Source organism: Luedemannella flava, from assembly GCF_039528515.1.
Lineage (GTDB): Bacteria > Actinomycetota > Actinomycetes > Mycobacteriales > Micromonosporaceae > Luedemannella > Luedemannella flava.
Genome location: NZ_BAAALT010000028.1, coordinates 17609 through 42825, shown reverse-complemented (window position 1 = coordinate 42825; position 25217 = coordinate 17609). Strand labels below are relative to the sequence as shown.

At 72.2% G+C, this 25217-nt stretch carries 26 protein-coding genes; 10 read left to right on the top strand and 16 right to left on the bottom strand.

Features of this window, described 5'->3' with window-relative positions:
- Nucleotides 1-59: 59 nt before the first annotated feature.
- Entirely contained in the window at nucleotides 60-314 is a 255-nt protein-coding gene (locus ABD211_RS05835) for a hypothetical protein (protein ID WP_344126997.1), read from the bottom strand.
- Nucleotides 315-334: 20 nt separating this feature from the next.
- Between ABD211_RS05835 and ABD211_RS05830 the strand changes: the two genes are divergently transcribed.
- A complete protein-coding gene (locus tag ABD211_RS05830) occupies nucleotides 335-1654 on the top strand; it encodes a trypsin-like serine protease (RefSeq protein WP_344126995.1) in 1320 nt (439 codons plus the stop codon).
- A 10-nt stretch (nucleotides 1655-1664) separates the two neighbouring features.
- The gene (locus ABD211_RS05825) at nucleotides 1665-2246 is read left to right on the top strand and encodes a hypothetical protein (protein WP_344126993.1); all 582 of its coding nucleotides are present in this window, start codon (nucleotides 1665-1667) and stop codon (nucleotides 2244-2246) included.
- Here ABD211_RS05825 and ABD211_RS05820 read toward each other — a convergent pair.
- From ABD211_RS05820 to ABD211_RS05805, 4 genes are all read right to left on the bottom strand, one after another.
- Nucleotides 2212-2673 carry an SCO6045 C-terminal-like domain-containing protein gene (locus ABD211_RS05820; protein WP_344126991.1) on the bottom strand — a complete coding sequence of 154 codons (462 nt, stop codon included), beginning with the start codon at nucleotides 2671-2673 and terminating at the stop codon, nucleotides 2212-2214. The two genes, ABD211_RS05825 and ABD211_RS05820, sit on opposite strands and share 35 nt — an antisense overlap.
- Nucleotides 2674-2821: 148 nt before the next feature.
- Entirely contained in the window at nucleotides 2822-3646 is an 825-nt protein-coding gene (locus ABD211_RS05815) for an MbnB/TglH/ChrH family RiPP precursor modification enzyme (RefSeq protein ID WP_344127091.1), read from the bottom strand.
- Nucleotides 3646-4614, bottom strand: coding sequence for a TIGR04222 domain-containing membrane protein (locus ABD211_RS05810; RefSeq protein ID WP_344126989.1), 969 nt, complete (start codon nucleotides 4612-4614; stop codon nucleotides 3646-3648). The genes ABD211_RS05815 and ABD211_RS05810 overlap by 1 nt, the downstream gene beginning before the upstream one ends.
- Before the next feature lie 27 nt (nucleotides 4615-4641).
- The gene (locus ABD211_RS05805; RefSeq protein WP_344126987.1) at nucleotides 4642-5160 is read right to left on the bottom strand and encodes a GNAT family N-acetyltransferase; all 519 of its coding nucleotides are present in this window, start codon (nucleotides 5158-5160) and stop codon (nucleotides 4642-4644) included.
- A 976-nt stretch (nucleotides 5161-6136) separates the two neighbouring features.
- On the opposite strand from ABD211_RS05805, the gene ABD211_RS05800 reads away from it, so the two are divergent.
- Genes ABD211_RS05800 through ABD211_RS05780 form a run of 5 tightly spaced genes read left to right on the top strand, consistent with a single transcriptional unit; the run spans nucleotide 6137 to nucleotide 9767 of the window.
- The gene (locus ABD211_RS05800) at nucleotides 6137-6673 is read left to right on the top strand and encodes an NUDIX domain-containing protein (protein ID WP_344126985.1); all 537 of its coding nucleotides are present in this window, start codon (nucleotides 6137-6139) and stop codon (nucleotides 6671-6673) included.
- A 34-nt stretch (nucleotides 6674-6707) separates the two neighbouring features.
- On the top strand, nucleotides 6708-7523 hold the full coding sequence (locus tag ABD211_RS05795) for an inositol monophosphatase family protein (protein WP_344126983.1): 816 nt from the start codon (nucleotides 6708-6710) through the stop codon (nucleotides 7521-7523).
- Nucleotides 7524-7538: 15 nt separating this feature from the next.
- A complete protein-coding gene (locus ABD211_RS05790) occupies nucleotides 7539-8477 on the top strand; it encodes an SDR family NAD(P)-dependent oxidoreductase (RefSeq protein WP_344126981.1) in 939 nt (312 codons plus the stop codon).
- Nucleotides 8467-9234: an inositol monophosphatase family protein gene (locus ABD211_RS05785; RefSeq protein ID WP_425560357.1), complete on the top strand. Its 768-nt coding sequence runs from the start codon at nucleotides 8467-8469 to the stop codon at nucleotides 9232-9234. Before ABD211_RS05790 ends, ABD211_RS05785 begins: the two co-directional genes overlap by 11 nt.
- A gap of 53 nt (nucleotides 9235-9287) precedes the next feature.
- Entirely contained in the window at nucleotides 9288-9767 is a 480-nt protein-coding gene (locus ABD211_RS05780; RefSeq protein WP_344126977.1) for a hypothetical protein, read from the top strand.
- Here the strand turns inward: ABD211_RS05780 and ABD211_RS05775 are convergent.
- A complete protein-coding gene (locus tag ABD211_RS05775) occupies nucleotides 9757-10497 on the bottom strand; it encodes a GNAT family N-acetyltransferase (protein WP_344126975.1) in 741 nt (246 codons plus the stop codon). The genes ABD211_RS05780 and ABD211_RS05775 overlap by 11 nt on opposite strands.
- Nucleotides 10498-10713: 216 nt before the next feature.
- Here ABD211_RS05775 and ABD211_RS05770 point away from each other — a divergent pair, with 216 nt between their 5' ends.
- Nucleotides 10714-10935 carry a S1 RNA-binding domain-containing protein gene (locus ABD211_RS05770; RefSeq protein WP_344126973.1) on the top strand — a complete coding sequence of 74 codons (222 nt, stop codon included), beginning with the start codon at nucleotides 10714-10716 and terminating at the stop codon, nucleotides 10933-10935.
- Nucleotides 10936-10990: 55 nt separating this feature from the next.
- Here ABD211_RS05770 and ABD211_RS05765 read toward each other — a convergent pair whose 3' ends face one another.
- Genes ABD211_RS05765 through ABD211_RS05750 form a run of 4 tightly spaced genes read right to left on the bottom strand, consistent with a single transcriptional unit; the run spans nucleotide 10991 to nucleotide 13316 of the window.
- A complete protein-coding gene (locus tag ABD211_RS05765) occupies nucleotides 10991-11386 on the bottom strand; it encodes a type II toxin-antitoxin system VapC family toxin (RefSeq protein ID WP_344126971.1) in 396 nt (131 codons plus the stop codon).
- A complete protein-coding gene (locus tag ABD211_RS05760; protein ID WP_344126969.1) occupies nucleotides 11383-11655 on the bottom strand; it encodes a type II toxin-antitoxin system VapB family antitoxin in 273 nt (90 codons plus the stop codon). The genes ABD211_RS05765 and ABD211_RS05760 overlap by 4 nt, the downstream gene beginning before the upstream one ends.
- A gap of 40 nt (nucleotides 11656-11695) precedes the next feature.
- Entirely contained in the window at nucleotides 11696-12265 is a 570-nt protein-coding gene (locus ABD211_RS05755) for a TetR/AcrR family transcriptional regulator (RefSeq protein ID WP_344126967.1), read from the bottom strand.
- A gap of 52 nt (nucleotides 12266-12317) precedes the next feature.
- Complete coding sequence (locus ABD211_RS05750) at nucleotides 12318-13316, bottom strand: SpoIIE family protein phosphatase (protein WP_344126965.1); 999 nt, start codon at nucleotides 13314-13316, stop codon at nucleotides 12318-12320.
- A gap of 294 nt (nucleotides 13317-13610) precedes the next feature.
- On the opposite strand from ABD211_RS05750, the gene ABD211_RS05745 reads away from it, so the two are divergent.
- Nucleotides 13611-14552 (top strand): serine protein kinase RIO, encoded by a 942-nt coding sequence (locus ABD211_RS05745; RefSeq protein ID WP_344126963.1) that lies wholly within the window; start codon nucleotides 13611-13613, stop codon nucleotides 14550-14552.
- A gap of 140 nt (nucleotides 14553-14692) precedes the next feature.
- Nucleotides 14693-15682, top strand: coding sequence for a LacI family DNA-binding transcriptional regulator (locus tag ABD211_RS05740; protein WP_344126961.1), 990 nt, complete (start codon nucleotides 14693-14695; stop codon nucleotides 15680-15682).
- Here the strand turns inward: ABD211_RS05740 and bglS are convergent.
- The 6 genes from bglS to ABD211_RS05710 form a co-directional block, all read right to left on the bottom strand.
- A complete protein-coding gene (gene bglS, locus ABD211_RS05735) occupies nucleotides 15663-16448 on the bottom strand; it encodes a beta-glucanase (protein WP_344126959.1) in 786 nt (261 codons plus the stop codon). The genes ABD211_RS05740 and bglS overlap by 20 nt on opposite strands.
- A 732-nt stretch (nucleotides 16449-17180) precedes the next feature.
- Nucleotides 17181-19916 (bottom strand): aconitate hydratase AcnA, encoded by a 2736-nt coding sequence (acnA, locus tag ABD211_RS05730; protein WP_344126957.1) that lies wholly within the window; start codon nucleotides 19914-19916, stop codon nucleotides 17181-17183.
- 95 nt (nucleotides 19917-20011) lie between these two features.
- Entirely contained in the window at nucleotides 20012-21061 is a 1050-nt protein-coding gene (locus tag ABD211_RS05725; RefSeq protein WP_344126955.1) for a glucose 1-dehydrogenase, read from the bottom strand.
- A 30-nt stretch (nucleotides 21062-21091) separates the two neighbouring features.
- Nucleotides 21092-23059: a DUF2207 family protein gene (locus tag ABD211_RS05720; RefSeq protein WP_344126953.1), complete on the bottom strand. Its 1968-nt coding sequence runs from the start codon at nucleotides 23057-23059 to the stop codon at nucleotides 21092-21094.
- Nucleotides 23060-23074: 15 nt separating this feature from the next.
- Nucleotides 23075-23656, bottom strand: coding sequence for a LemA family protein (locus ABD211_RS05715; protein WP_344126951.1), 582 nt, complete (start codon nucleotides 23654-23656; stop codon nucleotides 23075-23077).
- Between the two features lie 109 nt (nucleotides 23657-23765).
- The gene (locus ABD211_RS05710; RefSeq protein WP_344126949.1) at nucleotides 23766-25187 is read right to left on the bottom strand and encodes a DUF2207 family protein; all 1422 of its coding nucleotides are present in this window, start codon (nucleotides 25185-25187) and stop codon (nucleotides 23766-23768) included.
- Nucleotides 25188-25217 lie beyond the last annotated feature (30 nt).

The window sequence follows — 25217 nt, the reverse complement described above, 5'->3', positions numbered from 1 at the left end:
CATAACCGACATTGCGGCACCATCGACATATGGCTATGCTTCTCGCCGTTCCCCGGTCCCTAACGGGAGGAGCGCCAGGTGTCATCGGCGTCGCGGTCGTTGTCCCTCCCGAGACGGGTGCGTACGGGGCCGGTGGCGCTGACCCTGTCCACAGTGGTCGTCACGCTCGTGGCCGCCGCCGTGGTCCTGCTGCCCGACACGCCCGGCTCCGCGGGCGACTGCGGCACCCCGGTCGCCGAGGCAACCCCCACCCCCACCCCCACCCCCACAGCCGCCGAGCCGACGGCCGCGGCGGCGCCGACCGACGAGCCCACGACGGAGCCGANCGACGGCGATGGCTGCGCCGATCGACGAGCCCACGACGGCGCCCGCCGCCGGCACGGACCCGACGGACGCGCCGACGCAGCCGGCGGAGCCGACGGCCGCCGGCGACACGACCAGCGTCGGGTGGATCGCCGACCCCGGGCCGCAGGCCGCCGTGAACGAGCTGAACGCCGGGGCGGCGGAGATCTTCGGCGCCGACGGCAAGTCCGACCCCGACGCGACGCTGCGCCGCGGCCTGCTCGGCGCCACGGTCGACCACCGTACGCACCGGGTCGTCTACGTCGTCGACTCCCGCCGGGTCAACCTCAACCGGGTCCGCACCGAGCTGGACGACCGGGCCCGCGACGCGCACGAGCGCGGCACCACCGTGCTGCGCCCCACCCGCCGGGTCGACGAGTCGACGTCCAACCTGAGCGGGGCGGCGCTCACCGAGGCGCAGAGCGAGGCGCAGCAGGAGGTGCCGATCGAGGTGCCGCTGCTCGACGTCGAGGTCGTCGCGGCCTGCCACACGGCCGGGGACCTGCTGGAGGTCACCGAGGCGCTGCGCGCCCGGGACTGGTCCGACGGCGCGGCCGAGGCCAGCTTCTCGTTCGCCGTGGACGCGGCGACCGCCACCGTCGACGTGACGTTCGACGCCGGCTCACGGGAGGCCGGCGACGCGCTGACCGAGCGTTTCGGCGACCGGGTCCGCGTCGACTACGGGCCCGTGGCGCGCACCTCGCGCACCACCGACGGCGAACCGCACTACGGCGCGGCCGCGATCGGCGCGAAGAGCGACCGGTTCTGCACGTCCGGCTTCACGGTCCTGCGGGGCGGCGTGTACGGCCAGGTCACGGCCGACCACTGCTTCGCCAACGGGGCCAGCGTCTACTCCGGCACGGAGTATGTCGGGAAGGCGGCCGGCTCCTCGGGCTATCCGACGTACGACATGATGCGCATCGAGTCCGCGACGGAGAAGTTCGACTCGCGCATCTACACCGATCCGCGCTCGACCAGCCGGTACATCACCGGGGCGGCGAACCCGGCCGTCAACTCCTACATCTGCGCCAGCGGCTACGTCACGCGCGCGGTGTGCGGGATCCGCGTCACGTCGACGACGGCGACGCTGTGCGATACGGACGGCTGCACGCCGGGCGTCATCCGGGCCGAGAAGCCCGGCTCCACGATCGTCAGCAAGGGCGACTCGGGCGGCCCGCTCTACGTGGAGTCGGGCACCACCGCGGCCAGCATCCGCGGCATGATCATCGGGATGCAGGGTTCGAGCGTCCTGTACGGGGAGCTCGTGTCGTCCATCCAGTCGCATCTGGGCGTCACCGTCGGCAAGTACTAGGGAGGGTCGGATGAGCGGGGTGAGAGTGGTTCTCGCGGCGGGCGCGTGTGCCATGGCCGTCGCGCTGACCGGCTGCGGCCGACCGGCCCCCGCCGACAGCACGTCCGAGGCGGCGGTCTCCGACCTGATGTCCGGGCCGCGCGCGGCGCGGCCGCCCGACGCGGCCGCCAAGGTGCCCGAACCCGTCGTGGACGTGGGCCGGCCCACCGACCTGGCCGACCTCGTGGCCAGCCGCCCCGATGTCTTCGTGGGCCTGGGCGTGGAGAAACGCGGCGTGATCATCGTGGCGCTCAACCCGGGCGTCGACCCGGCTGCCTGGCGTCCGGTCGTCGACCGCTACGCCGCCGGGAAGTCGCACCTGGTCACGATCTGCACCCACTCGCTGGCGGAGCTGACCGGCATCGCCGACGAGCTGGTCGCCCGCAGGTGGAGCCCGCGCGCCACGCGGATCGCGTTCGCCGTGGTCACCGACCCGGTGACGTGCTCGGTGCAGCTCAGCACCGACCAGCTCACTACGGACGAGGAGAACGCCCTCGTCGAGCGCTACGGCGACGCGATCACGATCGTCCGCGCGCCGGTCGGGCGCGCCTGACCCGCACCCGCCCGAGCACCTGCACCACCGTCACGCCGCGCAACCGGCGCACCGCCGGCAGACGCCGCCGCCTCGCCTCGCCGCCGGGCCGGTAGCGCCACCGGACCTCGCGGACCGCCAGCTCCTCCAGCCCGGCCAGGCTCAGCGCGCCGCCGGCCCGCAGCTGACGGGCCAGATCCCAGCCGTCGCGCAACGAGCCGCGCGTCGGCCGGGTGGCGGCCCAGCGCCCGAACGTCACCGTCCACCGGGATCCGAAAGACGCGGCGAGTACGGGCCACGCGCCGGCCACCTCGCCGGCACGTTTGCGGAGCAGGGCCGCTGCCGCTGCGCGTACTCCGGTGGGGTCGAACCCCGGCGGCGGCGCAGCCCCCGCGACCAGCGCGGCCACCAACGCGGCCTGGGCCCGTGCCAGGTCCTCGCGGCTCATGCCGTCACCTCCGCTGCGCTCCGGCGCCGGCATGAGCGAATCCCGAGCTGATGATTCGCTCGCTTCGCTCGCTCATGCCGTCACCTCCGCTGCGCTCCGGCGCCGGCATGAGTGAATCCCGAGCTGATGATTCGCTCGCTTCGCTCGCTCATGCCGTGACCAGCGGCCGGCCGGCCGCGTGCGCGATCGCGTCGAGTTCGGCGCGCAGCGCGTCGGCGGGCGGGTAGTGGCCGTCGCGCTCCAGCATCAGCGCCGGTGGGCGGCACCGCCCGCACAACTGGGTGATCAGTTCGAGGACCTCGGCGGGGACCGGGTCGGTGTGGGTGTCGTGGTAGCGGCCGTCGTGCTCGGCGCCGCCCGCCACGTGCACGTAGGCGACCTGCTCCAACGGCAGCCGGTCGAGCAGGTGCAGCGGGTCCTCGCCCCGGTTGCGCGCGTTGGCGTAGACGTTGGCGATGTCGAGCAGGAGCAGCGCGCCGGTGCGGTCGAGCAGCTCGGTGAGGAAGTCGGCCTCGTCCAGCTCGGCGCCCGGCCAGTCGAACAGCGCCGCGACCGGTTCGAGGGCCAGCGGGACGGGCAGCTCGGCCTGCGTGCGGCGGACGTTGTCCACCGTGGCGTCCAGGCTGTCGCGGGTGCGCGGCACGGGCAGCAGGTGCCCTACCTCGACCCCGCCGGCCCGGACGAACGCGACGTGCTCGCTGACCATCGGGGAGCCGAGCGCGGTCGCGCACTCGGCCAGGTGGCGCACCCGGGCCGGGTCGACCGGCTCGGCGCCGCCGAGGCTCAGCCGCACCCCGTGCGGCACGACGGCCACGTCCCGGGCCCGCAGGTCACGCAGGCCGTCGGGGATGCTCCGGGCGGGGGCGTGCAGCGACTCGGCGACGACCTCGACGAAGCGCAGCCCCGGCAGGTCGGCGACGAACCCCGCGATCTCGGGGCGCCACCCGATCCCGACGCCGTAGTCCCCGGGGATCATCCGCCGCACCCGCCGCCGCCGCAGCCACCACCCCCGCAGCTGCTGCCGCCACTGCAGCTGCTGCTGGAGCCGCCGCCGCAACTCGTGCCGCTGCCGGAGCCGCCGCCGCTGCCCGACGCGCCCAGCTGGCGCTGGATCTCGGCCTGCTCGGCGAAGGCCGGGTCGGCGGACCACAGGGCGGCGGCGCCGAAGACGGCCACGCCCATCGCCGCGCCGGTGAGCCCGTACGTGGACCAGGCCGGGGCGTTGGTGGGGGCCAGGTGGCGACTGGTGCGCATCGCCTCCGCGATGGCGCGGCTGCCGGCCCGGCTGCGCTCCTTGACGATGAGCAGCAGCGCCCCGGCGATGACGACGCCGATGGTGAGCAGCACCAGGTAGCCCACGGGCCGGTCGTTGCTGATGCCCGCGACGATCCGGGCGACGCCCAGTGCGGCGAGCAGCAGGACGAGGAACCCGGCCAGGCGCAGCCGCGCCCGCTCGGCCGGCGTGCGCAGCCAGCCGGCCGCGAACAGGGCGTCGCGCAGCTCGGTCAGGGCGGACGCGACCCCGGGGTCGGCGAGCAGGTCGCGTTGGCGCACCTGGCGCGAGGCCGCGTCGTAGACGGCCCAGTCGAGCCGGCTGGCGCCCGACGGGTACGGCCCGGCGGTGGCGAGGACGCCCTTCTCCGGCGCGGCGAGCGCGCCTGCGGCCCGCAGCCCGGCGATCGAGGAGGTGACGGCGAGTGCCGCGCCGCCGCGCAGGTACGCCACCCGGCCCGGGGTGATGCCCTGGTTGGCTTGTCCGTCGCCGCCGCCCGAGGCCGCCCGGAAGATCAGGGCGCCGACGACGAGGACCGCGGCGGTGATGGCGTAGAACTTCAGGAAGTCGGGGCCCGCGATGCCCCAGGTGTCGCCCGGGGCGGCGATGACGGAAACGGCGTGGATGGTGGGCACGGCCGGGATTCCTTCCTGCAGGGGTGCGTTCATTGTCGGCGACCGCCGCAAGACCTGTGACTACAGGTGATTGAACGGTTCCGCGTAGGCGAACGCGCCGCGCAGGTCCGGGGTGTAGGTGGTCAGTGTCCGCGCCTGGAAGTGCGGTGCCCATTCCGGCACGGGCGGCTCGATGCCGTACTCCGCGGCGAGCCGGAACCCGAACCGCGAGTAGTAGACGGGGCTGCCGAGCAGGACCACGATCGGCTCGTCGAGCGCGTCCGCCGCGCCGAGCACCGCGTGCACGAGCGCCGACCCGACGCCGCGGCGCTGGTGATCGGGGTGCACGCTCAACGGCCCGAGCCCGAGCGCCGGCGCGCCGCCGAGGGTCGACCGGGTGCACACCACGTGCCCCACCACCGCGTCGCCGTCCATCGCCACGAGCGACAACGCCGGCAGCCACCCGACATCGGCGCGCAGCTCGTCGACCAGCGCCGCCTCGGCCACAGGCGCTCCCGGCGCATCCGGCCGCGCGAACGCGGCCGCCGTGACGGCCCGCACCTGACCGGCCTGGGCCGCCGTCTCCCGTTGAATGATCACGGCCGTAGCTTGTCAGCCCTCCGGGGCCGGGGCAAACACCTGTGGTACGAATCGGTGCCCCGCACGCCCGTGGATAACCTCCACCGTCCACACGACCGTGTCGAGGCGGTGACGGCGCTCCTCGTACGCGGTGTGCGCGTTGCCGAGCCCGGGGTGGCTTGTGTGAACGAGTTCCCACACCTCCACCTCGGCGGCCAGGGCGTCCACGCCTCGCCCGCACACGCCGCACCGGTAGCGCCGGGTTCCCGTCCGAGTGACGCACCACATCGGCGAGCCGCAGCAGCTGAGAAGCCCGGAGAGGTAGAAGGGACCGCTCACGACCGGCCGACTATCGCGGTCACGCGGAGCGGCACTCCCGACCGTCGGACAACAGGCGCGTGCCATGGACCGTCACCCATTCGAGGTTCGGGTGTGCTGGCACCGGCACGTCCACACGCAGCCGGATGGCACCAGCGCGTAGAGGTAGTCGCGCTCGGGACACCATCGCGTGGATCGGTTGAGCGTGATCATGCCCGCGAACCAACCGACAACAGCGACCGCTACATACGCCAATATGCTGAGCAACGGCATGGATTCCCCCTTCGGGAGCAAGTTCGACACGACCACACGTAGCGTTGCTGAGGCAGCACGAGGTGTGGAAGCGTTGACGCGATGAGCCTGCGCGAACTCGCTCGGCTCGTCACCGAGACGAGCCAACTGGCGGGGCGGAAGGCGATGCGTTCCCAGCGGATAGCGGGCGATCATTCTGTGCTTCGATCGAGCAGGATCTCGCCGCGATGTGGTCACTCCGCGCTGCCGACAGTCGCTTCGGCGGAGGATTCCTCTACGCGAGCGTTACCAGCTACATGAGCAAGGCGCTCGCGCCGAGGATTCTGGATCCGACCGGTCCAGCGGGCGATGCGGAGTTACGTGGCCGGACCTGGCTCTCGTCGTGGCTGCCGGCCAACGGCCTTCAGCCAAGGGACGAGAAGGCGCCATGAGTGCGGACGCCCCGCTGTTCGAACGGGATCCGGAGGCTTATCGCGCGTACCTGGCGGAGGGGAACCGTACCCAGGCCCGAAAGCGAGTCGGTGCCGACGTGCTGTTCCGAGATGGCCAAGGCCGAATTCTGCTGGTCAATCCCCGATATAAGCCGGACTGGGACCTGCCCGGGGGCATGGCCGAGGCAAACGAGCCTCCGCTCGAGGCGGCGAAACGGGAAATCCTCGAGGAACTCGGCCTCGACTGGCGCGGTGGGCGGATGCTGGTCGTCGACTGGGTCGCGCCACATGGGCCGTGGGATGACAGTCTTATGTTCGTCTTCGACGGCGGCGTCCTATCCGAGGGAGAACGGACATCGCTCCGCCTCGACGAGAACGAACCGGACGGATACGAGTTCGTCGACAGCGGTGTGATCGAGGGACGCCTGCGGCCTCACGTCCTGCTGCGGGTACAGAACGCACTCGTCGCCCAGCGTGACGGTGGCACCGCGTACCTCCACGGGGGGAGCAGCGCTCCTGACATCCGGCGTTAACCCGTAGGTCCTGCCTGTGCCGTAGAACGGGTCCGTGACCTCGCATGATGAGTTGTTGGCCGTGGCCTGTGCGGCGGTCGACGTCGCCCGCGACATCTTCCTGAGCCGGTCGCCGACGCGGTTGACCGCCAAGGGCGCCCGGGACATGGCCAGCGACGTTGACTACGCCATCGAGCGTGAGCTCACCGTCATGCTCCGGCGGCGGACCCCGGACATCGGGTTCCTCGGCGAGGAGGACGGCCGCAGCGGGCCGTCGGGTGAACTCATCTGGACCCTCGACCCGATCGACGGCACGGTCAACTTCGTCCACGGCAGCCCGCTGTGCGGCATCTCGCTCGCGCTGCTGCGCGACGGGACGCCGATCGTCGGGGTGGTGGACCTGCCCAAGCTCGGCCTGCGGTACACGGCCGCGAGCGGGCTCGGCGCCTACCGCGACGGGCGGCGGCTCGCCGCCAGCGGCGTGTCGCGGCTGTCCGAGGCCGTGGTCGCGATCGGCGACTACGCCGTGGGCAAGGGAGCCGAGCGGAAGAACGACGTCCGGCTGGCGGTGACGCGGCGGCTCGCGGCGCGGGCGCAGCGCGTCCGCATGCACGGGTCGGCCGCCATCGACCTGGTCTGGCTTGCCGAGGGCCGCGTCGACGCGGTGGTGATGATGGCCAACCAGCCGTGGGACACGGCCGCCGGCGTCGTCATCGCGCGGGAGGCGGGCGCGGTCGTCGTGGACAGCGACGGGTCGGACCATGACAGCACGTCGTGCGCGACGATCGGTGGGGACGCCGCTCTGGTGCCGAGCCTGCTGGCTATTGTCAGCGGGTCCGTGGCGGAGGCCGACCGGCGAGTTCCGGTATGACGAAGGTGCTGATACATGCGCGTACTGGTCAGTGGCGGGCGTGGCTTTCTCGGGCGGGTGCTGGCGCGGCACCTCACTGAGCAGGGGCACGAGGTCATCGTGCTCGTCCGGGACCGGGCGGACCCGGGCGTGCCGGCGGGCGTCACGGTGGTCGAGGCTGACCTCACCGACCGGCAGGCGGTCGACGCGGCCGTCACGCCGCTGCACGTCGACGCGCTGTGCCACATCGCGGCCCGGACGAACGTGCGCGAGTCGTTCGAGGATCCGATCGGGTACTACGACGTCAACGTCGGCGGGACCCAGAACCTCCTGCGCGCGGTGACCGCGGGGGGCGCGCGTCCCCGCGTGGTGTTCGTCTCGACGTGCGCGGTCTACGGCTCAGGGCATGCCGGCGCGCTCAGCGAGGACCTGCCCGCCATCCCGGAGAGCCCCTACGCCGCCTCGAAGCTCGCCGCGGAGCAGCTCGTCGCGTTCCTCGGGGACGCGGGGGCGATCGTGGGGGTGACACTGCGCTGCTTCAACATCGCCGGGGCGTACTCCGGGATTGTTGATCCCAACCCGACGCGGATCATCTCCGCGGCGTTGCGCGCGGCGGCTGGCGAGATCCCGCACGTGAGCGTGAACGGCGACGGGAGCGCGGTGCGGGAGTTCACGCACGTCCTGGACGTGGCCCGCGCGGTCGGGCTCGCGCTCGGCATCGCCCGGGTCGGCGGTCCCAGGCTGCTCAACGTCGGCACCGGGGTCGGGGTGTCCATGATGGACGTGATCCGGGCAGCGGAGAAGGTGACCGGCCGGCACATCGAGGTGGTCCACCGACCGCGGGTCAACGAGCCGGCCGCCCTGGTGGCCGACGTCAGCCGGATCCGGTCGGCGCTCGGCTGGTCGCCGACCGGCTCGGCGCTGGAGGATGTCCTGCGGGCGACCTGGGAGGCGGGGTACGGGCGTGGCGCCTGACGACGTCGAGGTCGCGGTCGCCGCGGCCCGGGCCGGCGCGGACGTGGTGCGCGGCATGTTCGGCCAGCGGCTCGACCGCATCGACAAGGGCGCGGGGGACTTCGCCACCGCCGCCGACGTGGCCGCCGAGGAGGCGATCCTCGCGGTCATCCGCGCCGCCCGGCCCGACGACGCGGTGCTCGGCGAGGAGGGCGGCCAGCGCGGCCCGGCCGACGCCGCCCGCCAGTGGCTGGTGGACCCGCTGTGCGGCACGCTGAACTACGCCGCCGGCATGATGGTCGTCGCCGTGAACGTGGCCCTGCGCGACGGCGCCGCGGCGGTGGCCGACCCGTTCAGCGGCGAGGTCTTCTTCACCGACGCAAACACCGCGGGGGTACGCCGCGACGGCGTCGATGAGCGCCTGACACCGACCCCGGCGAGCGGGCTGGTGGACGCGAACCTGGACTGGACGCACGCCGGCTTCCAGGCCGTCGACCTGTTGACCCACCCGGCGTTCGGCGAGCGGTTCCGGCCCCGGGTCGTGTCCTCGAGCCTGGCGCTGGTGTGGGTCGCGGCCGGCAGGCGGGCCGGCTACGTCACCGGCGGCACCGACCTGGGGGCCAGCGTGCACTTCGCCGCCGGCATCGCGGTGTGCCGGGCCGCCGGGTGCGTGGTCACCGGGACCGACGGCGCCCCGCTCGGACCGGGCAGTCGCGGGCTCGTGGCGGCGGCCGACGCCGGGACGCACGAGTTACTACTATCGATGATCCGGAGCTAGTTTCCGACATTCACGGGGGACGAATGACGGGCACCGCGACGAGGCGCGCGATCGTGACGATCGGCATCACGCTGCTGCTGGCCGCGGGAGGCTGCGGCCGCCCGGTGCCGGTCGGGTCGGGACCACCCACGGCGTACCCGAGCCGTTCCCTCCCGCCGGGCGACCAGGCGGCCAACAACGCCGACAACAACGGGTGGAAGCAGCGGCACGAGCTGTCGCCGCAGGAGCGGGCCGCCGGCCGGACCATCAAGGACCGCGTCGTGCCCGCGCTGGAGAAGCTGCGCCGCGGCGGCGACATCGGCCCGGACGCGGTCGCCCGGACGCTGCACGGCCTGGGCTTCGCGACCGACGACGTGCAGGTCACGGCCATGCGGGCGCTGGGCGCCGACCCGACGCCCCCGCCCGGCGCCGCGTTCGGGATCCACTTCCCGGACCGCGGCTGCGTGGTCGGCGACGTGCGCCCGGAACGCGTGCGGGCCGAGGTGACCGGGTCGGCCGCCGAGTTCGGCTGCCTCGAACCGTTCAGCCACTGACCGCCGCAACGCGCACCCGGTAGTGGTAGCGGCACAGCTCGGCGAAGCCCGCGCGGGCGTACAGGCGGTCGGCGGCGGCGTTGTCCGGGTCCACCTGCAGGTACAGGTGGTGCGCGCGCCGCGCGGCGGCCCAGTGGGCGAGCGCGGCGAGCACGCGCCGCCCGGCGCCCCGGCCGCGCGCGTGCGGGAGCGTCGCCATGGCGAAGATGCCCGCCCACCCGGCGTCGGCCACCACGCGGCCGACCGCGACGACCTCGCCGTCCGCGACGACGGAGGCGTACGCGGTGGGCCGCGTCACCCGGGCGAGCATGTCGCGGTCCCGATCGGGCTCCGGACCACCGTGGACGGACCGCCAGACGGCGAACCACGCGTCGGTCGGTTTCTCGCTGACGGTGGCGTCGTCCGCGCGCAGCCGACCGGTGACGGTCGCGGTGGGCGCGGTCCCCAGCGACATGGGGGACTCGATCCGGTAGCCGCGCGCGGCCAGGGCGGCGTCGAGGCCGGGCGGGCAGGCCCCAGGGCTGACCTGGAACCGGGCCGGGGTGTTGAGGGCGGCGTAGAACGCCTCGGCGTCGGCGATCCGGTCGCCGAGGTCGGCGCTGTGCGGCAGCACCGAACCGGCCCACCAGGCGCTGCCGTCGGCGTGCCGCAGCCACCAGCCGTCGCGGTGCTCGACGCGCAGCGGCGGGAACGCCAACGCCGCGCGTTCCTGAAGTTCGCGTACCAGCACGACGTCAGTCTCGTGCTAACGTCGCTGACATGACTGCCGGGTTGGCCTCGTGCCACGCACAGATCGGTGACCCGGCCATCGCTTGACCGCCCCACCGGCGCCGCGCACCCGCGGCCTCCGGGAGCGGCACCCCTTCCCACCACGTAACCGTGGGCCTCCGTGCGTCCGAACCGTTGTCACTTGTTCGTGGACGCACACCGGGAAGGAGGTGATCACATGTCCTCGATCAGTTGGGCGGACTTCCAGGCCCGCCACCATGTCGGCGACGTCGTGCAGGGCACGGTGACCAAGGTTGTCCCGTTCGGCGCGTTCGTCGAGGTCGACGGCTTCGACGGACTGCTCGTCGACCGGGACTCCCCGGCGGAGGGCACCGTCGTGTCGGCCCGCATCCTCGGCATCGACCCCGACCAGACCCGCTTCAGCCTGACGGCCGCGTAAGGCGCTGACAACAGCCGGTCGCGGCGCTACGGACGCGGCGCCGCGACCGGCCACATCAGACCGTGGCGATGGTGAGGTCGGTCCGAGGGAAGTCGTCGCCCACGCACAGCAGCGGCTCACCGGCGAGGTAGGCGACCGCGTAGGTCAGGCAGTCGCCGAAGTTCAGCGCGGCTGGATGGCGGCCCTTACCGAAACGCAGGTACGCGTCGGTGGCCACCGGCCAGTGCTCGGCGGTGAACGGGACCTCCCGTATCCCGCTCTCCTGCGTGAACCGGGCGAGCAGCGTCTTGCCCTGCGGGCCGACGCGCGCGGCCAGCACGATGCCGGTCTCCGTGAGGGTCGGCGCGCCCGCCCCCACCGGACCGTTGGCCATGACGAGGCACTCGAGCAGTGGCTCCCAGCCGGGCTCCCGGAGCAGGATCGCGCACAGGGCGGAACTGTCGACGATCACACGCCCTCCGGGCCGTATCCAAGGATCTGCTCTCTCTCGGGCTTGATGAGGCTTGTGCCCAGGAGGTCAGGCGGGATCTGCGGCCAGGCCTCGTTGTTGAGAAAGCGCAGCAGGCGCTGGCGGCGCTCGCGCGCGGTGCGTTCGACGAGCAGGCGCGCCTTGCGCTCGCGCAGGGCCACGTTGATCGCCCGGGTCTTGTTCTCACCAGTCAGGGCAGCCACGTCGGCGGCCAGGGCTTCGGTCTCGGCATCCTTGATGTTGAGAGCCATGGTGTAAGAATACCTTGGATGGTGTAATTACACCATCGGTTCAGCGGCGGACGGCGGCCTCGACGACGTCCAGGACGCGGTGCAGGTCCGCGACCGGGCGGCCGTCGGCCAGGTGCAGCACCAGGCCGTCGTAGGCCAGCTCCAGGAACTGGGCCAGCACCCCGACGGGTACGTCGTCGCGCAGGGCGCCCGCGTCGTGCTGGCGCTGCAGGCGCTCGCGCGTGGCTGAGGCGATGGCGGCGGAGCGGGCCGCCCAGCGCGTGGCGAACTCGGCGTCCGTGCGCAGCCGGCGGGACACCTCCAGCTGGGTGCCGAGCCAGCCGGCCACGTCGGTCTCGCCGGCCCGGTCGAGCAGGTCGCGCATCACCTGGACCAGGCCGTTGCGGGCCACGGTCTCGACCATCGTGGCGACGTCGTCCTCGGCCACGGCGAGGAACAGCGAGTCCTTGTCGCGGAAGTGGTGGAAGATGGCTCCCCGGGAGAGGCCGATCTCCTCCTCCAGCCGGCGGACCGTCGCGCCCTCGTAGCCGTAGCGGGCGAAGCAGGCGCGGGCGCCGGAGAGGATCTCCTGACGACGAGCGTCGAGCTGGTCCTGACTCACCCTTGGCACAAGTCGATCGTGACAGGCGCGCCGGATTTGCGCAATCCGTACGTACGGCTTGCTAGATGTTGGGATGCGCGACCACGACGCACGCGTCGTCGCGGCCGGTCCGGGCGTCGCGCAGCAGGGTGGCGGCCACCACGAGCGGCGAATGGGCCAGCAGGCCCGGGTAGCGCGCCAGGTCCCAGGTGTCGTCGAGGCCGTCCGAGTGCATGACCACGGTCGTCTCGGGGGTCAGCGGGTACTCGAACTCGCGGATGTCGCGGCGCTGGTGGCCCACGATCCCGGGCACCGACACCATGCCGTGGCGGGACTCGGGGTCGACCACCCAGCCGGCGATGTTGCCGATGCCGGAGTAGCGCACCAGGCCGCGGCGCGGGTTCAGTTCGGCGACCGCGACGACGCCGCCGCGCGTACTCGCCAAGGATTTGTGAATGTGATCCACGGCGGCGCGCGGGCCCGACACGGGGGCGACCAGGAACGCGTCGATGGCGGCGCGGCTGGCCGCGGCGGCGGCCGACCCGTGGCCGAGTCCGTCGCAGAGCATCACCTGGCGGCGGCCGTCCAGCTCGCGCACCGCCCAGCGGTCGCCGCTGACCTCCTCGCCGGGGATCGGCGAGGTCAGGCCGTCCGCCCAGGGGGCCGGTGCCTCGATCGCCCACACCGACGCGGTCACCACGGCCCCGACGCCCGGCCAGGCGTACGCGTCGACGGCGGAGGCTCCCGGCAGGTCCACCCCGACGTCGTGGCCAGGCTGGCCGATCGCGGGCGGGTCCCCGGCGGATTCCAGCCCCACCAGCCCCACGCCCCATTCCAGCCCGGACCGCAGGGTGCGGATGAGCACCCAGCCCGAGGATGTGCGGCGCAGGAGCAGCGCGGACAGCGCGGCGGCGGTCTCGGCCACCGCGGCGACCTTCGCCTCCGGCATCCGCAGCGCGCTGGCCACCGAGGCCGCGGCCTGGCCGATCGCGGCCACCCCGGCCGGGTCGGCGACCGGCAGCCACCACTGGTCCTCGCCCACGTGGCCAGCGGCGTCGGGGGAGTGGGAGACCGCGGGCACGGCTCCATGATGCGTGATTGACGTCTCCCGCGGTGGGCAAGCCCGGGTCTGAAAACCGGTTGCGCCGTTCCGGTAGGTCAGCAATGATGGCCGCTGACCGCACCGTCGGTGTCCGTTCGGACATCCGGTGCCCGTTCAGGGAAGGGAGGCTGACCTCGATGTACGCGCCTGTCGCGCGGCCGATGCCCGCTGCCCTGACCCCGATCGCCTGACCTTCTCCTGACGCGGACGCGCGAAGCGTCGCTTTCCAAGGTCGGATCGGGAACTTCCTTCCCTGACCTAGGAGATCCCACCGTGCGGATGCACGATTACGACGCGCCGACCCGCCGTGGCAAGCGCGGCCGTTTTGACGACGACGACTACGCGCCGGCATCGCCGGCATTTGATGAGGACGCCGAACTGTTCGAGGGTCGCGGGCACCGCCGGCGGCTCGCCGACGAGGACGACACGCCCGGCGAGGGCGACCGCTGGTCGACCTGGGACCAGTCGACCGCGGGGGAGCGCGGCCCGCGCCCGCACCCCGACTGGCTCGTCACCGAGCTCGCCGCCGTCGACATCGAGCGCGGCGTGCTCAAGACGGGCAAGGAGGCCGACGTCTGGCTGGTCGAGCGTGGTGTGCCGGGCACCGACCGGCGCTGCCTGCTGGCGGCCAAGCGGTACCGCGGCTCGGAGCACCGCATGTTCCACCGCGACTCCGGTTACCTGGAGGGGCGCCGGGTGCGCGAGTCCCGCGTCAACCGGGCCATGGCGTCGCGGAGCTCATTCGGTCGCGAGGCCATCGCCGGGCAGTGGGCGGGGGCCGAGTTCGGCGCCCTGTGCGACCTGTACACGCTCGGCGTACCGGTGCCGTACCCGGTGCAGATCCTCGGCACCGAGGTGCTGCTGGAGTTCATCGGCGACGCGGACGGGACGGCCGCGCCGCGGTTGGCGCAGGTCCGCCGCGATGCTGTTGATCTTGAAGACCTCTGGCGGCAACTGGTCGACGCGCTCATGACGCTCGCCCGCACCGGGCGGGCCCATGGCGACCTGTCGGCGTACAACCTGCTGGTCCACGAGGGGCGGCTGGTGATGATCGACTTGCCGCAGGTCGTGGACGTGATCGCCAATCCGCGCGGGCGCGAGTTCCTGCACCGCGACGCGATGAACGTGGCGGGGTGGTTCACCTCCCACGGGCTCGATTCCGCCGACGGCGAGGCCCTGACGGCCGAGCTCGCCCACATGGCGGGCCTGCGCTGAGTCCCTCACGGCGGGACGCCTCCGGGCGTCCCGCCGGGGGGCACCGGCTCTACGATGAGGGCGCGCTGACGCTCCGCGACGAAAGGCCCTCACCGCCCATGGACACCGCGCCGTCACACCGGCTACCGACTCTCGACGAGGTGGCCGAACGGGCGGGGGTGTCGCGATCGGTGGCGTCCCGGGCGATCAACAACGAGATCAATGTCAGCCCGGCCAAGCGTGACGCGGTCCAACGCGCGGTCGAGGAGCTCGGCTACGTGCCCAACCGGTCCGCGCGGGCGCTCGCCACCAACCGCGTCGGTGCGGTCGTGCTGGCGGTGTCCACCAGCCATCCGGGGGCCTTCGCCGACGCCTTCTTCGCGCAGATCATCTACGGCATCAGCAGCGCGTTGGAACGCACCGACTTCACCCTCACCCTGGTCCTGGCGGGCAGCCCGGAAGGGTCGGCCAAGCTGAAGAGGATCGTCCGCTCCCGCCGCGCCGACGGGATCATGCTCATGAACCTGCACGGCGGCGACCCGCTCGCCAAGCTCGCCGAGCAGACGGCGATGCCGGTCGTGTTCGGCGGCCGTCCGCTGGGCGGCGAACCCCGGTGGTATGTCGATGTCGACAACCGGGGCGGCGCCCGGCTCGCCACCGAGCATCTGGTCGACGGCGGCTACCGGCGCATCGCCACCATCACGGGGCCGCTCAGCCTGGACGTCGCCGAGGCGCGCTACTGCGGCTTCCGCGACGCGATGGCGGTGGCCGGGCTGTCACCGGACCGGGTCGAACACGCCGACTTCACCGAGGCCGGCGGCGCGGCGGCCATGACCCGGCTGCTGCGGGCGCATCCAGATCTCGACGCCGTCTTCGCCGCCTCCGACAACATGGCGGCCGGGGCGCTCGGCGTCCTGCGGGCGCACGGCCGGGCGGTGCCCGACGATGTCGGTGTCGTCGGGTTCGACGACCTCAGGATCGCCCAGCTCACCTATCCCCAGCTCACCACGATCCATCAGCCCGTCCAGGCCCTGGGCGAGGAGATGACCAGAATGCTGCTCGCCATTGTGGACGGAGCGCGGCCCACGCCGCTCCTGCTGCCGACCCGCCTCGTCGTCCGCGGCCGAGTGATCAGTACCTGGTGTACCTGATCCAGTCGTAACGGGCGGTCAGCGGCGTTCCGGGGTAGACGAACGGGCCGAGCCAACTGTCGACGCCGATGCCCGGCCAGAAGTTCGCCATGATGCGTTGCGGGCGGGTGGGCAGCGGGCCGCGCGAGCCGTTCTCCTGGTGGACGAGGCGGCCGTCGACGAACCAGTTGATGGTGCCTCTGTTCCACCATTCGATGGCGTAGGTGTGGTAGCCGGCGGCGGCGTCGAATCCGAGATTGATGATCTTCTCGTGCCCGCCGACCCCGTTGGTGAAGTAGTTGGTCTGCATCTGGGTGGTGTTCTTGCCGAGGATCTCGATGTCGATCTCGTCCCAGGGCTGGCCGTCACTCGGCCCGGTGTAGGTGAAGAACGACGTCACCGTGCCGGGGCGCTTGACGGCCATCATCCGCGTCTCGAAACGGCCGTAGGAGAACAGGTCGTTGGTGCGGTACTCGCCGGAGGCGTAGGGCTTACCGGAGCAGCCGCCGGGGCAGGTGGCGGTGTCCAGGTTGATGCCCATGACGCCGCCGTTGAACCAGACGTGGTCGGCGCGCCAGCCGACGTTGAACATGGCGCCGTTGCTCCAGCCGTCGGCCTTGTGCCAGCGGCCGGTGTCGAAGGAGTTGAGGTTGTCCACGAAGCTGCCGCCGATGGCGGCGTTGGCGGCGGGGGTCAGCGCCAAGCCGGACACCAGGGACAGAGCGACGAGTGGGGCCAGGAGCCACCGGCGGAACTGGGTCCGGTGACGTGTCGTGGGCGATCGCATGACGGCCTCCTTGTGGCGCGATCGCGGCGTGCGAGCGTCCGGGCCCGCACCGTGCTGTCCGGAGTCGACAGCTGCTCGACGACCGGCATGACGATGCTTACGGGTTGGATGCTCGTGCCGTGGGGGACGGCTGGGGGAGTCGGAGCGGAGCCGGCTCGGCGCCAGCGGTTGTTGGCGGGGACACCGGCGGGTGGACGGATATGGTCAAAAACTGGAAGCGCTTCCAGTCCCGATGGTATCGATTCACTATCATCGACACAAGAAACGCGCGTTATTGGAGGAGGAGCCGGATCGAGTTCGCTGGAAGCGCTTCCAGTGCGGCACATACGTGCGGCTGAGATTGCCCGCCAGAACGCTGAGCGGTGCGGCCAGGTGCGTGTCGCATCTCCGAACCGAACTCATGACAGGTGGTCGGCAAGCCGGGGGTCGCGTCCGGCCGCCTATGAGTACCAAGATCTGGGTTTCCTGTACAGGAGCGTGGCTGGGCTGCGGTCTCGTACAGAAAACGCCGATCATCGTGACAAGCGAGGGGTGATTTGTCGGTTAAACGGGTGTCGGGACTTCATGCTCGTACCGCATTCGGCGATCGTGGAGCGACGCGTGCCAACGACCGGCGATTGGACTGCACGTCCGCACCGGAGATGGCGATCTTCACGCCGGCGCGGACCGCCTGAACCGAAACAATCTGGGGGGTATCCGCACCGCGGATACCCCCCAGGATCTGACGTGGACTCAGCTCTCCAGCATCTTGCGCAGCACGTACTGCAGGATGCCGCCGTGGCGGTAGTAGTCCGCCTCGCCGGGCGTGTCGATGCGGACGACCGCGTCGAACGTGATGCCCGTGTCGGTGCTGACCGTCACGGTGCGCGGCGTGGTGCCGTCGTTGAGGGCGGTCACCCCGCTGATCGTGAACGTCTCCTCGCCGGTGAGCCCCAGCGACGTCGCCGTCGCGCCCGCCGGGAACTGCAGCGGCAGGACGCCCATGCCGATGAGGTTCGAGCGGTGGATGCGCTCGTACGACTCGGCGATCACCGCGCGTACGCCCAGCAGCGCCGTGCCCTTGGCGGCCCAGTCGCGCGACGAGCCCGAGCCGTACTCCTTGCCGGCGAGGATCACCAGCGCGGTGCCCGCGGCGGCGTAGTTCTGCGCGGCGTCGTAGATCGTCGCGACGGGTCCACCGGCGACCGTGAAGTCGCGGGTGAAGCCGCCCTCCGTACCGGGCGCGATCTGGTTGCGCAGGCGGATGTTGGCGAACGTGCCCCGGATCATCACCTCGTGGTTGCCGCGCCGTGACCCGTACGAGTTGAAGTCCTTGCGCTCCACGCCGTGCGCGGACAGGTAGAGGCCCGCCGGCGAGTCCGGCTTGATGGAGCCGGCCGGCGAGATGTGGTCGGTGGTGACCGAGTCGCCGAGCTTGGCGAGCACCCGGGCGCCCGCGATGTCCGCGACCGGCGCCGGCGCGGCCGCCATGCCCTCGAAGTACGGGGGCTTGCGGACGTACGTCGAGTCGGCGGCCCACTCGAACGTGTCGCCGGCCGGGGTGGGCAGCGAGCGCCAGCGGTCGTCGCCGGCGAACACGTCGGCGTAGTCCTTGGCGAACATCTCCGCGGACACGGCCGAGTCGATGACCTCCTGGACCTCCTGCGGGGAGGGCCAGATGTCGCCGAGGTAGACCGGGTTGCCGGCCGGGTCCACGCCCAGCGGGTCGCGGGCCAGGTCGATGTCCATGCTGCCGGCGATCGCGTACGCCACGACGAGCGGCGGCGAGGCCAGGTAGTTCATCTTCACGTCCGGGTTGATCCGGCCCTCGAAGTTGCGGTTGCCGGACAGCACGCTGACCACGGCGAGGTCCTCGGCCTGCACGGCCGCCGAGATCTGCTCGGGCAGCGGCCCGGAGTTGCCGATGCAGGTGACGCAGCCGTAGCCGACCAGGTGGAAGCCGAGCTTCTCCAGGTAGGGCAGCAGGCCGGCCTTCTCGTAGTAGTCCATGACGACCTTGGAGCCGGGCGCCAGGGTGGTCTTCACCCACGGCTTGGCGGCCAGGCCGCGCTCGACGGCCTTGCGGGCGAGCAGCGCCGCGCCGACCATCACCTGCGGGTTGGACGTGTTGGTGCACGACGTGATCGACGCGATCACCACGGCGCCGTGGTCGATCTCGAAGCTCGTGCCGTCGGCCAGCGTGACGGGCGTCGGGTTGTGCGGCCGCCCGGCCGCGTTGGCGTTGGACGCCGGCGGGTCGGAGGCGGGGAAGCTCTCGGCGCTCTCCTCGTCCACCCCGTCGTCGGCGACGTAGTCGGGCAGCGCCGAGCGGAACGCGGTCTTCGCGTCGGTCAGCGCGACCCGGTCCTGCGGGCGCTTGGGGCCGGCGATGCTCGGCACGACGGTCGAAAGATCAAGTTCAAGATATTCCGAGTACGCCGGCTCCGGCGCGGCCGGGTCGTGCCAGAGCGACTGCTTGCGCGCGTATGCCTCGACGAGCGCGAGCTGCTCCGCGGAGCGGCCGGTCAGCTTGAGGTAGCGTACGGTCTCCGCGTCGATCGGGAAGATGGCGCAGGTGGAGCCGAACTCGGGGCTCATGTTGCCGATGGTGGCCCGGTTGGCGAGCGGCACGGCGGTCACGCCGGAGCCGTAGAACTCGACGAACTTGCCGACCACGCCGTGCTTGCGCAGTATCTGGGTGATCGTGAGCACGAGGTCGGTGGCGGTGGCGCCGTCGGGCAGGCTGCCGTTGAGCTTGAAGCCGACGACCCGCGGGATGAGCATGCTCACCGGCTGGCCCAGCATGGCGGCCTCGGCCTCGATGCCGCCGACGCCCCAGCCGAGCACGCCCAGCCCGTTGACCATCGTGGTGTGCGAGTCGGTGCCGACGAGCGTGTCGGGGTAGGCCACGCCGCCCCGCGGCATGACGACGCGGGCCAGGTGCTCGATGTTGACCTGGTGCACGATGCCGGTGCCCGGCGGGACGACCTTGAACTCGTTGAACGCGGTCTGGCCCCAGCGCAGGAACTGGTAGCGCTCGCGGTTGCGCCCGTACTCGATCTCGACGTTGCGCTCGAACGCGTCGGGGCGGCCGAACACGTCGGCGATGACGGAGTGGTCGATGACGAGCTCGGCGGGGGCGAGCGGGTTGACCTTGGACGGGTCGCCGCCGAGGTCGCGCACCGCCTCGCGCATGGTGGCCAGGTCGACGACGCAGGGCACGCCGGTGAAGTCCTGCATGAGGACGCGGGCCGGGGTGAACTGGATCTCGACGCTCGGCTCGGCGTTCGGGTCCCACGAGCCCAGCGCCGTGATGTGCTCGGTGGTGATGTTGGCGCCGTCCTCGGTGCGGAGCAGGTTCTCCAGCAGGATCTTGAGGCTGAAGGGGAGCCGCTCGTACCCGGGGACCTTGGTGATGTCGTAGATCTCGTAGCTCGCGCCCCCGACGCTGAGCTGAGTCTTCGCACCGAAGCTGTCGAGGCTCGCCACGTCGTACTCCTTATGAATCGCGGGAAGTCGTGCGGCGGCCGCACCGCCGCCCCAACAAACCGTACGTCCGTCTTGTTAAGTCGTCAAGCCGGGTCTCACTGCTGCAGGTCGAGGACGACCTTCACATCGTCGACCATAGGCTCCAACGCCTTGGGGAAGTCCGACAGGGCCACCCGACGCGTGACCAACGAGCGCAGCCAGCCGATGTCGGCCGCCGCGACGGCCGTGGCGGCCAGCTTCCAGTGGCGCCGGTTGGCGTTCACCGACCCGATCACCGCGTTGTTCTCCAGCACGATGTTCCGGTTGATCTGGCCCACGTCGAAGGTGATGTTGTGCCCACCGGAGGACATACCGGCCAGCACGACGACGCCGCCCGGGGCGATGAGATCGAGCGCGTCCACGATCACCGGTGCGGCGCCGGTGCATTCGAGGATGATGTCCGGGGCCAGGTGCGTGTCCATGACGGACTCGGGGTGGTACGTGGCGCCCAGCGCGCGCACCAGCTCGGGCTTGATCCCGTCCGTGGCGCGGTCCAGGACGTGCACGTCCAGCCCTCGCTGCACGCCCAACAGGGCCGCCAGCAGGCCGACCGGGCCGGCCCCCGTGACGAGCGCCGTGCGTGGCCGCCAGAACGAGCGCATGCCCACCTTCTCGACCTGGTCCCAGGCCTTCGCGACCACGCTGGCCGGCTCCATCAGGGTGCCGACCTCGATGAGCGTCGGGTCGAGCGGGATGACGAAGTCGCTCTCCACCCGCCAGTGCTCCCGGGCGAAGCCGTGCCGCTGCTTGATGCCGCATTCGACGAACTGCCCGTTGCGGCACATGTCCCACTCGCCGACCGCGCAGCTGGCGCACGGCACCGGATCGGGGCGGCGCACGACGGCGGTGACCAGGTCGCCGGGGGAGAGCCGGCCGGAGTCGTCGGAGATGACCCGGCCGAGCGCCTCGTGGCCCAGCACCAGGCGGTTGGGCGAGCGCGGCGGGGCCTGCCCGTAGTGCCCGGCGATGATCTCCCGATCGGTGCCGCACACGCCCACGAGCAGGCCCTCGACGAGCACCTCGCCCTCGGCGCCGGGCGGCTCGGGCAGGTCGCCGTCCACCCGGGCGCTGCCCGCCTTGCCTGGTGTGACCACAAGTCCGCGCATCGGCACCTCCGTCCGATTCGGGTTACCCCGTCACGTGTCAGTCAACACGGCGCCGGGCGGCCCCGTCGCCTGTTTGCCGGGGAGACGGCCGACGACCTGAGCGAGGAGCCAGTGGAGGTTGCGTGGATCGGTGTCCTTCGCCGGCCCGGCGAAGCTGAGACTGACCACGATGTCGCCCTTGAAGGCCGTGGCCGCGTGCCTGATCGCGAACGCCGAGTCGCCGATGCCGGGCAGCGGCGTGCCGTGGCTGCCGCTCGCCTTCGCGACGGCGTGGGCCAGCGCCGCCGACCCGAGGAGGACCTGCAGGACCGTCCTGCCGTCCGGCCCGCTGAACTCGGCGTGCCAGATGGGCATCGGTACGGGTGGCATCGCCCGGTACGTGCACGGCGCGCCGACCGCGCGGCTCACCTCGTTGACGGGGACCAGCGCTTCGATCGGCGGCAGGTCCGCGAGCGGCCCGGCGCCGGACATCATGGCACCGAGGAGCGTGCCCGGCAGACCGCCGGCCGCTGCCGGCGCGCGCTGGGCAGGGACGCCCATCGCCTGCGCGATGAGCGCCTCGGTGTTGTCGTCGGCGGGCGCCACGTGCGTCTGCGGGGCGTGGCCGCGCTCGAGGACGGTGATCTCGCCGATGCGCCGGCACCAGGGCCGGACCACGATCTTCACCGTGTCGCCGGGGTCCACCTGGTTGACGAACTCCGTCGGCAGGGCCCAGGCCCGCGTGGTGTCGCCCTTGCCGTCGTCGACGGCCAGGTAGCTCAGCCAGGGCCGGGGCGGGCTGTTCTCGCCGCCCGGATGCTGCTTCCACAGCCGGATCCAGAGCGCCTCACCCGTGATCGTCACGGGCGCGGCCAGATCGATGATCGCGCGTACCAGCATGTAGGCGCCGTAGGTGACGCCGCCGATGCCGAGTACCAGCATGATCTTGGAAGCCAGGCCGAAGGCGGTCGCGATCGTGCCCGTCTCCTCCGTGCTGATCTGGGCCGCGATCCCGCGCACCTTCCACAGCAGCGCGAACCCGATCCCGCCGACGATCAGCGCCCGGATGATGATCTGCGGCGCGGTTCGCCCGTAGCGCCACCACGTGCTCGGGTAGCGGATGCGTACCCGGTGCCACACGCCTCCGAAGTGCGACCAGGCGAGCTTGTGGTCGCCCATGCCCATCTCGATCGCCGCGCTGGTGGCGCGGGTCGCGCCGACGGCCGCGCCGTACGCCAGGTAGCGGTCCCACACCGCGACCGAGGCCGGCGGCAGGTCGGCGAACGACTCGTGGCCGCGCAGCCACGCCTTCACGCCCAGCCAACGGGAGGCCGCCTGCCAGCCGGCGGGCGTGTCCCGCTCGCCGTGGTTGCGCCCCGCGACGGCGGACAGCAGGCCGCCGAGGACGATGACGGCGCCGATGACGGCGCCGACGGGGTTGTCGTCGGCGTTCGGTTCGGCGTGCCGGTAGATCGCGAACCCGGTGGGCGCCGCGGCGACGAACCCCAGGATGTTGAGCCCGGTCACGACGGGCGCGGACAGTCGGCGCCGCGAGATCCCGCGGCTGCGCGCGTCCGCGATGATCTCCGCGCGGAGCCGCTTCCACCACGACCCGGCCTGGCTCTCGTCGCGGAACGTGAGGGCGGTCAGGGGCACCATGCCGCCCTTGGCGAGCCCGGCGACCCGGTCGAAGACCATCCGTTCGTACGCCGTGAGCCCGGCGGGCCGCGGGTCACGAACGTGGATGGTGGTCTGCATGATGTCGTTGCCCGGCTGGCGAAACTCGATGATCTTCCGGGCGCCCAGGTCCAGCAGGGTCGCCTCGGCCGCGTCCTCGGTCAGTTCCCAGCGGTTGGCCAGCAGGCTCGCCAGCGCCGGCGGCTCCGGCGGCAGGTCCTGGGTGGCCGGCGCCGGGGTGACCGACGCCGGCCGGGTGACTCCGAGCGCGACCGCGTACACCGCGAACCAGGCGGCGACCGCGCCGACCGCGACCGCGATGTCGAGGTAGTGGAGGTCCATCGCGGCGGCGGGCGGTTAGAAGCGGACCTGGACGGGGCCGCGCTCACCCTCGGCGGCCTCGAAGAAGTCCATCTGCTTGAAGTTGCCGACCCCGGCGATGATGTTCGTCGGGATCGTCTGGATGCTCGTGTTGAAGGTCTGCACGGCGCTGTTGTAGAACTGGCGCGCGTACGCGATCTTGTCTTCGGTGCTGGCCAGCTCGCTCTGCAGGGCCGCGAAGTTCTCGTTGGCCTTCAGGTTCGGGTACGCCTCGGCGAGCGCGAACAGCCGGCCCAGCGTCTGGGTCAGGGCGTTCTCGGCCTCGGCCCGACCGGCGGGGCCCTGGCTGCCCGCGGCGGAGATCGCCGTGTTGCGGGCCTGGATGACGGCCTCGAGGGTGCCCTTCTCGTGGGCGGCGTACCCCTTGACCGTCTCCACCAGGTTGGGGATCAGGTCGACGCGGCGCTTGAGCTGCACGTCGATCTGCGCCCAGGACGCCTGGACCTGGTTGCGCTGGCGGACCAGCTTGTTGTACGTCGCCAGCGCCCAGATGACCAGGACGACGAGGACGAGACAGACGAGGCCGCCGACGATGGCGGCGACGGTGGAACCGGTCATGCGACGGCCCTTCCCGAGTCGGAGATCACGGCGATCATTCTGCCGCTCGGGTTGAGCTTCACGGGCACCGCCCGGCCCGCGCTCGCATATGTCGCCGATTTGACCTCGGCTACCGCGTCACGCGCGCCGCACGGCGTTGGCGGGGAACGTCCGTGGCAGCGCGCGCCGCGCGGCCCCGGCCGGCGGGGGCCACCGTGAGGACGCGCCGACTCCACGGCCGGACGTGGATCGTCACCAGGTCGCCCGGTCGCACCCGGTTGACCAGCCCGTCGGGCAGACCCCAGGCCCGGGTGACCCCGCTCCCGCCGTCGTCCACGGCCAGGTAGTGCAGCCACGGCCGGTGGTCCTTGAGTCGCAACCGTGAGTGTTGCCTCCACAGGCGGATGTAGATCGCCTCGCCGGTGATCTCGACGGGCGCGGCCCGGTCGATCAGGGCCCGCACGAGCAGGTACGCGCCGTAGACCACCCCGGTCGCGGCGAGCGCAAGCATGATCTTCGAGCCGGTACCGGGCCGGTCGGCTCCGGTCGGGCGCAGCGCCCACAACAGCGCGAGCCCGACGGCCGCGCTGACGAGGGCCCGGATGACGAGCTGCCGGGTGGTGCGGCCGTAGCGCCACCGGGCGTGCGGGTAGCGGACCCGCACCCGGTGCCACACGCCGCCGAAGTGCGACCAGACCAGCCTACGGTCGCCCGTACCCAGGTCGACCGCGTCGTTCGTGGCCCGGGCCGCCCCGACGGCGGAGCCGTAGCTCAGGTACCGGTCCCACACCGTGACCGACGTGGGCGGCAGCTCGGCGAACGCCTCGTGCGCCTGCAGCCACGCCTTCACGCCCAGCCACCGGGCGGCCGCCTGCCGGCCGGCGCCGGTGTCGCGCTCCCCGTGGTCGCGGCTCGCCAGAGCCACCAGCACGCCGCACACGGCCACGGCAACCAGCACGGACAACCGGATGGAATGGCTGGTATCCGGCCCGGTGTGGTGGTAGATCGTGAGCCCGGTCAGCAGCGCGACGCCGAGCGCCGCCAGGTTGAAGACGGTCACCACCACGGCCGTGAGCCGTTGCCGGGAGATCCCGCGGCTGCGCGCGTCGTCGATGATCGCCGCGCGGAGCCGCTTCCACCACGACCCGGCCTGCTTCTCGTCCCGGAACGTGAGGGCGGTCAGCGGCACCATGCCGCCGTCGGCGAGCCCGGCGACCCGGTCGAAGACCATCCGCTCGTACGCCGTGAGCCCGTCGGGCCGCGGGCCGCGGACATGGATGGTGGTCCGCATGATGTCGTCGCCGGGCTGGCGGAACTCCAGGATCCCGCGGGCGCCGAGGTCGAGCAGGGTCGCCCTGGCGGCGTCCCCGGTCAGCTGCCAACGGTTGGCCAGCAGGCTGGCCAGCGCCGGCGGCTCCGGCGGCAGATCGGGCGTCGCCGGCGCCGCGGTGACCGACGCCGGCCTGGTGACCACGCGCGCGACGGCGTACGCGGTCAGCCACGCGGCGACGGCGCCGAGCGTCACCACGACGTCGAGGTGGTAGAGGTCCATCGAGGCGGCGGGTCGCCCTTCACGAGTCGG